Here is an 11,764-nt window from a genome sequence, read left to right as displayed (position 1 = left end):
GGCTGGCTGTTTTTAATTTGGGGGTACGTTATGAGGTAAAACCTTCGGCACGCAAGCGTGTATTGCGCTCGTAAGCTTCTTTCAGCATACGTGTAGTTTGCGGTCGTACCGCCATTTTACCAAATACCGTTTCATTGGGTCCGATGACCATAATTTCGCCCGGGTTACCTTTAATGACAGCACCATCGCGAATCACAGCACCTTCACCGATAATCGCATGTTCAATATGGACGTTACGTCCAATGCGTGTGTCAGGCATAACGATACTTTCTTTGATGGCTGATCCTTTACCTACCTCGACACCACTAAATACAACGGAGCGTTCTATTCGGCCCTCTACTTGGCAGGAATCATGCAGCAAGCTGCCCAATGGTTGTGTTTGACGGTTAGGTACCTTTTGTGCGCTCAACCTTGTGCGGCGTTCACGTGTATACATCGGCCAGTCCTTGCGTTGAAGGTCGATAGCACAATCATCCTGTAACAAATCCATGTGTGAATCCCATAGGCTTTTAACGGTACCCACGTCCTTCCAATAGCCCTGGAATTCATAAACGTACAAGGATTCTTGGTCCGCTAACATTTTAGGGATGATATCTTTACCAAAATCATGACTGGATTGAGCATCCTGTGCGTCTTCTAACAGGTAATTTCTTAAGTAATCCCATTTGAAAAGGTAAATCCCCATAGAGGCCAAATTACTTTCCGGTTTCTCCGGTTTCTCTGCAAATTCTGTGACACGCAGATCTTTATCGGCACTCATAACACCAAAACGGTGTGCTTCATCCCAAGGTACCTCCATGACAGAAATGGTAGCCGCAGCTCCTTTTTCCTTATGGTGGTTTAGCATTTCACGATAATTCATATAGTAAATATGATCACCGGATAAAATAAGCACATGCTCCGGATTTTGGCTGTCAATATATTCGATATTCTTATGAATAGCATCTGCCGTTCCTAAGTATTCAGCGTTACCTGTGTTATAAGATGGAAGCAGGGTAATTCCTTTGTCATCTGTTTTTGTAAGACCCCATGGTGTTCCATCCCCGATATGTTCGTGCAAGGATTCTGCCTCATATTGCGTCAGTACACCTACAGTATCAATGTCTGAATTTACGCAGTTACTGAGAGGAAAATCGATGATCCGGTAATGACCGCCAAAAGGTACGGCGGGTTTTGCAATCGTTGAAGTAAGGGGAGCAAGACGGCGTCCCTCTCCGCCTGCCAGCAGCATGGCAATGCATTCTTTATTAAACATTTCGTTTCCCTCCCGGTTTAGTTGTCAGTGTAGTACATACATAAACGGTATGGGGTACTCTTGAAACCATAAGGTATATAAGATTCCCCCAAAACTAAGGTTTATTTTTTTCCTAGTCATTTTTCTGTTCATTGTGGCTAGAATGGGGTAATAACTCAGGTCAGCTTTGACCCAAAAGCGAATGCATTACCGATTCATACATTTTTACCTACAAAACATATAAGGGTGGTGACGTGATGACAGACCAAACTCTTCCGCAACAGGCTATTTCATCAGAAGATATTTATTTGTTTCATGAAGGAACGCTTTATCACAGCTACCGATCTTTGGGTTCCCACCTTACTGTGGAGAACGGAGAACAGGGCGTCCGCTTTACGGTCTGGGCTCCTCATGCTCTCCATGTCGGGCTTGCTACAGATCGCAACAACTGGAATGGGGAACAGGATTCCTTATATAGGGTTCCCAAATCCGGTTTTTGGAGTCGTTTTTTTCCGGGGATATCCCAAGGAACTTTTTACAAATACGAAATTACGGGTGCAAACGGTGAACGATTTCTGAAAGCAGACCCTTACGCGGTACGTGCTGAAGTGAGACCGGCAACGGCTTCTGTGGTAGCTTCTATAGATGGTTATGCTTGGAACGATGCGATTTGGCGCCGAAAACGTAGAGCACCTTATGGAAAGCCTCTGCACATATACGAGCTTCATCTGGGCACTTGGAAGCAAAAAGAAGATGGTACGTTTTATACATACAGGGAAATAGCTGAGCTTCTTGTGCCTTATGTGACCGATATGGGGTATACACATATTGAGCTAATGCCGCTGAGTGAACATCCGTATGATCTTTCCTGGGGCTACCAGCTCACCGGATATTTTGCACTCACAAGCCGGTATGGAGAACCGCATGATTTTATGTATTTGGTGGATCGTTGCCATCAGGCGGGAATTGGAGTGCTGATGGATTGGGTCCCAGCCCATTTTGCAAAAGATGCTCATGGATTAAGGCTGTTTGACGGATCGCCCCTGTTCGAATACGCGGATCCGCTGATTGCGGAAAAGCCCGGCTGGGGAACACTGACGTTTGATTACAGCAAGCCGGAGGTGCGTTCTTTCCTGATATCTAATGCGCTATTCTGGATGGATGTGTACCATATTGACGGCCTGCGCGTAGATGCTGTGACGAGTATGCTACGACTGGATTTTGAAAAGCAGGACGGTCAATATCGTTTTAACTCTAAAGGAGGCATTGAAAATGAGGAGGCTATTGCCTTTCTTCAACAACTGAATGAAACAGTATTCCGCTATTATCCGTATGCTCTGATGATGGCAGAGGAGTCCAGTGCCTGGCCGATGGTGACTTCCCCGGTAAGCGATGGAGGACTCGGTTTTAATTACAAATGGAATATGGGCTGGATGAACGATACGCTTGATTATATCGAAACGGATTTCGATCAGAGGCCGGAGCGCCATAATTTGCTGACATTCCCCATAGCTTATGCGTACAGCGAGAATTTTACACTGCCGTTGTCGCACGATGAGGTTGTTCATGGTAAGAAGTCGTTGCTTGATAAAATGCCGGGTAGCTATGAGCAAAAATTTGCCGGGCTTCGAGCGCTTCTCGGTTACCAAATCACCTCACCGGGCAAAAAACTCTTATTTATGGGAGGGGAATTCGGCCAATTCATCGAATGGAAGGATGAGGAGCAGCTTGACTGGTTTCTGCTGGATTATGACAGTCACCGTTCGCTGCACGCTTTTACGAAAGCGCTGAATCATTTGTATATTCAGGAAAAGGCATTATGGGAACTGGATCATTCGTGGGATGGATATCAGTGGATTGAGGCGGAGGACCGTGGGCAGAGCGTAATTACGTATTTACGTAAAAGTAAAAAGCCGGGAGATACACTGGTCGTGCTTATTAACTTTCAGCCCGTGCCCAGAGAGAACTACCGAATTGGGCTGGAAAAGGCCGGGAGTTATATCGAACTGCTGAACAGTGATCATAAGGACTTTGGGGGAAGGGACCAGCTGAATACGGGAATAATACGGACCGCCCCCATCCCTTGCCACGGACAGCTTCACAGCTTGGAGGTGACCATACCACCCCTGAGCATCGTTATACTCAAGAAAGCGCCTCGGAGGCCTAAAAAAGCAGATTAAACACATAAGGAGGAAGCACATATGAACATTTTGTTTGCGGCAGCAGAAGCACATCCATTTATTAAAACAGGCGGGTTGGCTGATGTCATTGGCGCACTGCCGAAGGCACTTCGTCAGGCGGGGTGCGACGTCCGAATCATTTTACCTAAATATGCGGGGATTCCCGATACTTATAAAAAGTCTCTGCGTCCGGTAGCGGTGAAGCAAGTAGCCGTAGGCTGGCGTAATCAATATTGTGGAATAGAGGAACTGACATTAGACGGAATCAAGGTTTATTTTATTGACAATGAGTATTACTTCGGTCGTGACGGTATTTACGGTTATATGGATGATGGCGAACGTTTTTCCTTTTTTAACCGGGCGATTTTAGAAGTGCTGCCTGAACTGAACTTTCGGCCGGATATTTTGCATTGTCATGATTGGCATACGGCGATGGTTCCGCTGCTTCTGAATGCCGATTATCGACATTTGCCCTTCTACAGTGATATTCGCACGGTGTTTACGATACATAATCTGCTGTATCAGGGGGATTTTCCGTATGAGGTCTTAACTGAGCTGCTCAACCTGGATGGGAGCTATTTCACCCCCGAGGGTGTGGAGTATCATGGCAGACTGAATTTTATGAAAGGTGGGCTTACGTACTCGGATCATGTCACGACCGTGAGTCCAACCTATGCAGAGGAGATTCAAACGGAATTTTACGGATATGGGCTGGAGGGTCTGCTTCGTAAATTGGGAGATCAGGGTCGCTTAACGGGGATTGTGAACGGAATTGACACCAAAAGCTACAATCCTGCCACGGACAATCGTATTTATACGAAGTACCGAACGAATCTGACAAAGAAAAAGGAAAACAAAATTGGCCTGCAGAAGGAGCTGGGTCTGCCGGTGCGGCCAGACGTACCTATGATTGCCATGGTAACCCGGCTTGTAGATATGAAGGGGCTAGATCTGGTAACGAGAGTGCTTGACGAAATCTTGTATTATGATGATATCCAGTTTGTCGTGCTGGGAACAGGGGATCCGGCTTTTGAGCATTGGTTCCGTGAGGCAGCGGGACGCTATCCACTGAAAATGTCGGCGCAGCTCGCTTTTAGCGAACCTCTGTCACGAAAAATATATGCGGCAAGCGATATGTATCTTATGCCATCAAGGTTCGAACCTTGTGGGATCAGCCAACTGCTGGCACTTCGTTATGGAAGTATCCCTATTGTACGAGAAACAGGGGGCCTTAATGATACTGTGCAGGCTTACAATGAATCCACAGGTGAAGGAAACGGATTTAGTTTCACGAACTACAATGCACATGATATGTTGAACACCATTCGTCGTGCTGTTCATTTTTATCGCCAATCTGAGCATTGGTCGAAGCTTACACAGACGGCTTTTGCAGGAGAATATAGTTGGGATGTTTCAGCCGAAGCGTATATGGATATTTACTATTTGCTAACAAAAACGGACTGAACAAATAGGAACACCCCAGTCATGTTAATGAAAAAGGGAATCCCTTTAGCCAAGTTTTCTGGCTGAGGAATTCCCTTTTTTACTATGATCAGTCGCCCCCACCACCACAGCTGCTTCCACATGAAGAGCCACTGCTACACGAAGAATGGCTACCAGAATCGCCTGAATCATGATGAGAAGAGCCTCCATGATGAGAACTGTCATGGGAGGAATGATGGTGCGAGTGATGTGTATCCCAGTTTGAACAGCCGCTTGCCGAGCTACAGCCGAATGAGCTAGCTAATACGGCATTACCTGAAGCATCCGGGTGCATGTGTATGGAAAATTGTTCAGGTTGATACCATGAATACCACACAACAGCTAATAACAAATAGTCGACCTGTAAATAGTTGACCTTAGGCAATTGCTTACCCTCAGGATCATCCACCGCTTTATTCACCCGCTCGTGCAGATGTTGTACAATCTTATGAACCGCTTGTTGGGCCTGCTGTGAAATAGCTATATCCTCCTGCGTATTCCAGCGGTCACCTGCTGGCTGCACGGAAGTTGTGAGTTTGTAATAGCGCGAAAGCTCGTCGCTCGGTAATGGATGATTAAAAAAAGTTCCCCACAAACTGGCGCTATAGCGGTTCCAGCCAAAGCATTCTACATACAACCAGTCAAACCACGCCCGCTCCTCAGGCATCGGCTGAGAGCCGCCGGAATGAGGCGCATGGTGAAGCATACGACCAAAAAAAGCTTCCGAGAATTGCTGATATTCGCGGGTAAACATCAACATTTCGTGCCATAATTCATCCATATCGCTACTGAACATAGGCACTCGATTCATAATCGCGCATAGCATAAAATATCGTTTTAGCTCATGCCAGCGCCAATCATATTCTTGCTCCGTCAGCTCAGGGTGGGCTTCGATTACACGACTCCTTACGCTATGAGCATAGGAGGCGGGAATGGATTGCTCCAGTAGCTGCATTAGCTCTGTAATCTCTGGATGACGCTCCTGCGCAAGGGACGAAGGGGATGGGGAGCTGAGGAAAAAAGCATTCCGGCTCCGTGTTTTTCTGTTTCCCCGGTTTCTGCGTATTGCACGGAATATAAACCAAAAAATGAAGAGGATCACCACAATAAACAACGTCCAAAAGCTGCTCATACTATCCATGATGGCTGACTACTCCTTTCTGAAAGAACACGGAATTAAGATTTAGCGTTCGTTATTCAGCAGAGCGAATTCTTTTTTTATCCGGGCTAGCAGTTCAGGATTCGTGATTACATCGCAAGCAGTCCATGCCAAAGTTCTCGCAGCCAGCAGCATTCCTTCCATGGCCCGGTCCTGCATCGCCAAATCGCGGAATTCTGGTGTATGCAAGGCATGCTTCTCGTCAATAACTTGAATGTAAGGATGGATAGCAGGGCAATGAAGCGATACATTTCCGATATCCATGGAGCCGTGATCTTCGCCTTCTGTTATATCTTCTTGTGAAATGCCAGCCTGCACCAAATTTGCGGTAAACGCATCGGAAAGTACACGGTTCGTGACCATTTCATCATAAGAAGTCTCATAATTGGAGGTCTCCAAACGACACCCGGCCTGTAAAGCAGCTCCTTCAGCAATTTGAATAACACGGCGAGTCAGCGGGTTCAGTTCTTGACGTGTAGTGGCTCTCACATAAAATTGGGCTGAGGCGTAATCAGGAATAATATTGGCTGCTTGCCCACCCTGATTAATGATCCCATGGATACGCACTGTACTTTTTACTTGTTGACGGAACGCATTGATGCCATTGAACGTTTGAATCACAGCGTCCAGCGCGTTAATGCCTTCGTGCGGGCTGGCAGCCGCGTGAGCAGATTGACCAAAAAATTCGAATTGTACAGCATCAATCGCCAGTGATTTGCCTGATTTTTCGTAACGGTCATAAGGATGCGTCATAAGTGCGATGTCGCAATCATCAAACAATCCGGCAGCGGCCATAGGGACCTTTGCACCGCGTGTTTCTTCGGCAGGTGTGCCATATACCCGTACTTCTCCACCAGTTTCGTCGATGATCGACTTGAGGCCGACGGCAGCACCAGTACTCATCATACATATCAAATGGTGCCCACAGGCGTGTCCTAGACCTTTCAGAGCGTCATATTCTGCCAGAAAAGCGACAACCGGTCCGGGTTTTGCAGATTTGTAAGTTGCAATAAAGGCTGTTTCTATGCCCAATACAGGTGCCTGGACCTCAAAACCGTGAAAAACCAGTTCTTCTTTTAAACGGGCAGCGGCCAGAAATTCCTCGTTTCCAAGTTCAGGATTTGCGCCAATAAATAACGAAATGTCCTTAAACCGTGGGGCATGCTGCTCGATGGTCTGTTGAATGGTCTGTTTAAAATCCATGCTGAAAACTCCTTTATATAAGCTGTAATGTAGGTACTGCGTTAGGTATGCTGAAATTGTACTATAACATTCATTGCATAATCATGCATATTCATTTATAATGACACAATCTTATTTATTATAAAGAATTTAAGGAGAGAAAAAAAGATTGAAAAAGGCATATCGTTTTACCGCCCTGGTTTTGACGGCGGTTATCTTGCTGTTGACTGGTCTTCCCATGCTCAATGCATACGGAACGGAAGCAAAGCCACAGAAAAAACTTGTAGTGGGCATGAGTGCCGACTTTCCGCCGTATGAGTTTCATAAAGTCATTAACGGTAAGGATACCATTGTTGGGTTCGATGTGGATATCGCCAAGGAAATCGCCAAAGATTTGGATGCGGAGATGGTCCCTGAAGACATGAGTTTTGACTCTTTGCTGCCTGCTCTGCAAAGTGGTCGTGTAGACTTGGTACTGTCCGGTATGACACCAACGGATGAACGCAGAAAGAGTATTGATTTTTCGGATGTATACTATCGCTCCAAGCAAGTCATCATGGTACGCCCAGAGGATAAAGACAAATATCCGACGATGGATGCTTTGAAAGGCGAGAAGATCGGAGCACAAAAGGGAAGTATTCAGGAAGAGATTGCTCAAAAAGTGCCCAATGCCTCTGTAACTTCACTGGATAAAATATCTGACCTGGTACTCCAGCTGCGGACCCAGCGTGTGAACGCTGTCGTGATCGAAGATACGGTTGCTAAAGGATACACGTTAGACGGTACCGTAACCCTTGCCAAGGCTGTGCCTGAGGATGCGGGAGCAGAAACAGCTGTAGGTATCCGTAAAGGGAATGCAGAATTGCTTGCTTCTGTAAATAAAACGTTGGCTCGCCTGAAAGCAGACGGGTCGATTGAGAAGTTTTCCACGGAAGCGAGTGCACTTTCTGCGGATCGTCAGGTTTCTTCTAATAACATTGTAGATATTTTTTGGAAATACCGCAGTTTATACGCTACGGGTATCGGCTACACCTTGTTGCTGTCTGCGCTCGGAGTACTGTTCGGATTCATCATTGGTCTGATCATATCCTTGCTACGTATGAGTGGAGTACGCATCATTGAGTGGTTAGGTACCACTTATGTAGAGATACTGCGTGGCACACCTATGCTGGTGCAACTCATGATTATTCACTACGGGGTTGCTTTGACGCTGGGTGTCAATTTTACTCCACTCCAGTCTGGTATAATCACATTGTCTCTGAATAGCTCGGCATATCTGGCTGAAATTTTCCGTGCAGGTATCCAGGCAGTAGACCGTGGACAGATGGAGGCTGCCCGTTCATTGGGTATGGGACGAGGCAAAGCTATGCGTCATGTCATTTTGCCGCAAGCGTTTAAATCTATTTTGCCTGCTATCGGTAATGAGTTTATTACGATCATTAAAGAATCATCCATTATTTCGACCATTGGGATGGTGGATATTATGTATCAGGCCCAGGTCATTAAGAACATTACCTACGAAGGATTAAGTCCGTTCGTAATCGCAGCCGCTATTTATTTTGTAATGACATTCAGCTTGTCTAAGCTGCTGGGTTTATGGGAAAGGAAGTTGAGAGCCAGTGATCACCGTTAAACAACTGCGTAAATCGTTCGGCAAGAATGAGATTTTAAAAGGCATTGATATAGATATCGCCAAAGGTGAAGTCGTCGTCATCATCGGTCCCAGCGGTTCGGGGAAGAGTACGTTTTTGCGTTGTATGAATCTGCTAGAACAGCCTACGGACGGGGAGATTTTGTTTGAGGGCGAGCCGATTACAGCTCGTGGTCATAATATTAATGTAACCCGGGAGAAGATGGGGATGGTGTTCCAGCATTTTAATCTGTTCCCGCATAAAACAGTGTTGCAGAACCTGACGCTTGCACCAACGCAGGTTAGAAGACAGTCAGGGAAGGAAGCGGAAAAAATTGCGCTAGAACTCCTGCGTACCGTAGGGCTTGAGGATAAGAAGAATACCTATCCGAACCAGCTATCCGGTGGTCAGAAGCAACGTATTGCGATTGCGCGTGCTTTGGCCATGCAGCCGCACGTAATGCTGTTCGATGAGCCGACTTCTGCATTGGACCCTGAAATGGTTGGAGAGGTTCTGGATGTAATGAAGAAGCTCGCCGAAGGCGGCATGACCATGGTAATCGTGACGCATGAAATGGGCTTTGCCCGCGAGGTAGGCGATAGAATTATCTTTATGGATAACGGTCAAATTGTAGAGCAAGGTACACCAGAGCAGGTATTTGGTACTCCAAGCCATGATCGCACCCGTGATTTTCTTGCCAAAGTATTGTAAGAAAGTGCTGATATGAGCTATAAAAAAGCCCTCCGTTTGACGGAGGGCTTTTTCTTTTTTTTGTCACCATTTCACCATATTTTCGTAACAAATATTCATTTCTTGGTGACAAAATTGTAACGAGTATAGTATGATGTTCAAGGTTCCCAACATTTTCATGCGGATAAGGTTACAAAATTGTGATATTATGCAGTAAGCCAAAACTTACCGGGACAGCATGCGGTTATGACAAACGCTGAATGCTGGGCCCAAACTATGGGAAGTGCGGGGGACGTAACAACGGCAGTCTTTCCGAAACGTCATAAGACGATATGGAATATGCCTAGGGGTGAATTGCACAAGCATAGGGCTTCTCCTGAGTCCGAATCCGACAGCTAACTTCGCAGGCATAACAGAGGAGGTACATATCTTTGAAACATCTAAAACATATTGGAAAAAACATGAAATTTGCGGTGCTTGCCGCAGCCATTGCAGGGCTGGCACAGACAGCTGGAGTAGCGGATGCTGCTTCGCTTCATACTGCCAAAGATGGCGATACCTTCTTTTTGCTTGCTCAACGTTATGGAGTATCAGTGGACGAGCTGACGAAGGCGAACCCAAACATTGCCTCTAACAATATATATGCAGGTCTGCAAATTAAGGTACCTGGTGAAAAAAGTGTGAATGCAGCTTCGGATTCGAAGCCTCAGCTTCTTACGGAGAAAGCACCAGCGAATGAGGGGCCAACGATTGAAGCGTGGGGCAAAACATTTAACTATAGCAAAATAGTTGACGTTAAGGCTACTGCGTATTCTGCCGCAGCCGATGAGAATGGTAAATGGGGAGCAGTGGACTACTACGGCAATCCGCTTAAACTAGGTACAATTGCGGTAGACCCGAACGTCATTCCGATGGGCACGAAAGTGCTGGTTACAGGCTATTCCCACCCAGGTTTGCCGGATCATTCTTTTGTAGCTGTCGCTCGTGATCAGGGCAGCGCCATTACAGGAAAACGGATTGATATCTTTATTCCTGGCAACAAATCATTTGTGAACGACTTTGGATTTCAAAATGTGAAGCTGTACGTTATTGATAAATAGCATTATACGTATATATGGTTTAATTAAACATAATATATATTATGTAAACTTAATGCCTGTATCCTACCGCATATAACTAGGTCAGACTCTTATCAGGTCCTATCCATAAAAAAGGCTGTCTTGACGAGCAGAAAACTTCTGCTGGTAAGACAGCCTTTTTACGTTGCTTTAGCTTGTAGCTCAATCATAAACATATGGTTATTTCTGTTCCGATGTGTGGAGTAGCCGGGGGACTGTCACAAATTTGTAGCCCTTAGCTTTTAGAGAGTGAATTAGACCCGGCAGAGCTTGGACAGTGCCTTGCAAGTTGGAACTTTGACCTCCACCTGCGTGCATTAAAATAATAGAGCCAGGCCCAGTAGCTGGGATCACATTGCGCTGAATTTGTGTTTTACTTAGTCCCTTCCAGTCGAGAGAGTCTACATTCCAATTGACAATCATGTAGCCATGACGACGTGCCCACTGGATTTGAGGCTCCGTGATTTCACCGTAGGGTGGACGAATCAACTTGGGGCGAAAACCTGCGCTGGCTTGTAAAATACGTTCTGTTTTTGTAATCTGGTTGCGAAAGCGTTCTGGTGTGGCCTTCCTAAAATCCGGATGAGTATAGGAATGGTTTCCTATAGCATGGCCTTCACGGATAATACGGCGTATGATCCCCGGATGCTTTTCCGCACGGTGACCGACGATGAAAAATGTAGCTTTGATGCCATTGGCGTGTAATACGTCCAAAACCTGCGGCGTATACCTAGAATCGGGCACATCATCAAAGGTTAGGGCAATTTGGCGGGTGTGTGGGCCGCACATTTTAAAAATGTCCGCATGTTTTTTTCGCAGCATTGCTAATGTAGGAGTTGCTCGATCTGTGCTCTGTTGTACAGAAGAAGCAACAGCTGCTTCCTTGGGATGGGGCGTTCCGATGTTGGGAGGCGCATCCGCGTGAACGGGTAAACTTGAAAATGCTAGTAACAGTGCCAAGCCTGGCAACACTCCCCTGTACGGCATATGTATCCCCCCTTTCCGTGCAGTGATACCTAGTGGTGCTCTCGACTATTATGTACCTGTCCTATTAAAAATATGCTGGTTACCAAGTTCGGCTCATAAAC

At 46.2% G+C, this 11,764-nt stretch carries 9 protein-coding genes and 1 riboswitch; of the genes, 5 read left to right on the top strand and 4 right to left on the bottom strand.

Going from position 1 to position 11,764, the window contains the following annotated elements:
* Window positions 1–28 precede the first annotated feature (28 nt).
* Window positions 29–1,255 (bottom strand): glucose-1-phosphate adenylyltransferase, encoded by a 1,227-nt coding sequence (locus tag NLX82_RS01060; protein WP_069080602.1) that lies wholly within the window; start codon window positions 1,253–1,255, stop codon window positions 29–31.
* Between the two features lie 236 nt (window positions 1,256–1,491).
* Here NLX82_RS01060 and glgB point away from each other — a divergent pair, with 236 nt between their 5' ends.
* Together glgB and glgA are read left to right on the top strand one after the other, a co-directional pair.
* Window positions 1,492–3,414 carry a 1,4-alpha-glucan branching protein GlgB gene (glgB, locus tag NLX82_RS01055; RefSeq protein ID WP_068942610.1) on the top strand — a complete coding sequence of 641 codons (1,923 nt, stop codon included), beginning with the start codon at window positions 1,492–1,494 and terminating at the stop codon, window positions 3,412–3,414.
* Between the two features lie 21 nt (window positions 3,415–3,435).
* Window positions 3,436–4,878: a glycogen synthase GlgA gene (gene glgA, locus NLX82_RS01050; protein ID WP_076159558.1), complete on the top strand. Its 1,443-nt coding sequence runs from the start codon at window positions 3,436–3,438 to the stop codon at window positions 4,876–4,878.
* 88 nt (window positions 4,879–4,966) lie between these two features.
* Here the strand turns inward: glgA and NLX82_RS01045 are convergent, their stop codons facing one another.
* Together NLX82_RS01045 and NLX82_RS01040 are read right to left on the bottom strand one after the other, a co-directional pair.
* The gene (locus NLX82_RS01045; RefSeq protein ID WP_069080604.1) at window positions 4,967–6,037 is read right to left on the bottom strand and encodes a glycine-rich domain-containing protein; all 1,071 of its coding nucleotides are present in this window, start codon (window positions 6,035–6,037) and stop codon (window positions 4,967–4,969) included.
* A 42-nt stretch (window positions 6,038–6,079) separates the two neighbouring features.
* Complete coding sequence (locus NLX82_RS01040; RefSeq protein ID WP_069080605.1) at window positions 6,080–7,258, bottom strand: M20 family metallopeptidase; 1,179 nt, start codon at window positions 7,256–7,258, stop codon at window positions 6,080–6,082.
* A 148-nt stretch (window positions 7,259–7,406) separates the two neighbouring features.
* On the opposite strand from NLX82_RS01040, the gene NLX82_RS01035 reads away from it, so the two are divergent.
* The 3 genes from NLX82_RS01035 to NLX82_RS01025 all read left to right on the top strand — a co-directional run bounded on the left by NLX82_RS01035 (window position 7,407) and on the right by NLX82_RS01025 (window position 10,658).
* On the top strand, window positions 7,407–8,870 hold the full coding sequence (locus tag NLX82_RS01035) for an ABC transporter substrate-binding protein/permease (RefSeq protein ID WP_023988953.1): 1,464 nt from the start codon (window positions 7,407–7,409) through the stop codon (window positions 8,868–8,870).
* Window positions 8,857–9,579: an amino acid ABC transporter ATP-binding protein gene (locus NLX82_RS01030; protein WP_013310491.1), complete on the top strand. Its 723-nt coding sequence runs from the start codon at window positions 8,857–8,859 to the stop codon at window positions 9,577–9,579. Before NLX82_RS01035 ends, NLX82_RS01030 begins: the two co-directional genes overlap by 14 nt.
* 235 nt (window positions 9,580–9,814) lie before the next feature.
* Window positions 9,815–9,983, top strand: a riboswitch (cyclic di-AMP (ydaO/yuaA leader).
* Window positions 9,984–9,989: 6 nt separating this feature from the next.
* The gene (locus NLX82_RS01025; protein WP_069080606.1) at window positions 9,990–10,658 is read left to right on the top strand and encodes a 3D domain-containing protein; all 669 of its coding nucleotides are present in this window, start codon (window positions 9,990–9,992) and stop codon (window positions 10,656–10,658) included.
* Between the two features lie 198 nt (window positions 10,659–10,856).
* Here the strand turns inward: NLX82_RS01025 and NLX82_RS01020 are convergent, their stop codons facing one another.
* Window positions 10,857–11,663: a polysaccharide deacetylase family protein gene (locus NLX82_RS01020; protein WP_023988951.1), complete on the bottom strand. Its 807-nt coding sequence runs from the start codon at window positions 11,661–11,663 to the stop codon at window positions 10,857–10,859.
* Between the last annotated feature and the right edge of the window lie 101 nt (window positions 11,664–11,764).

It is taken from the genome of Paenibacillus sp. A3M_27_13, from assembly GCF_024213315.1.
GTDB lineage: Bacteria > Bacillota > Bacilli > Paenibacillales > Paenibacillaceae > Paenibacillus > Paenibacillus polymyxa_B.
This window is presented reverse-complemented; position numbering and strand designations above follow the sequence as displayed.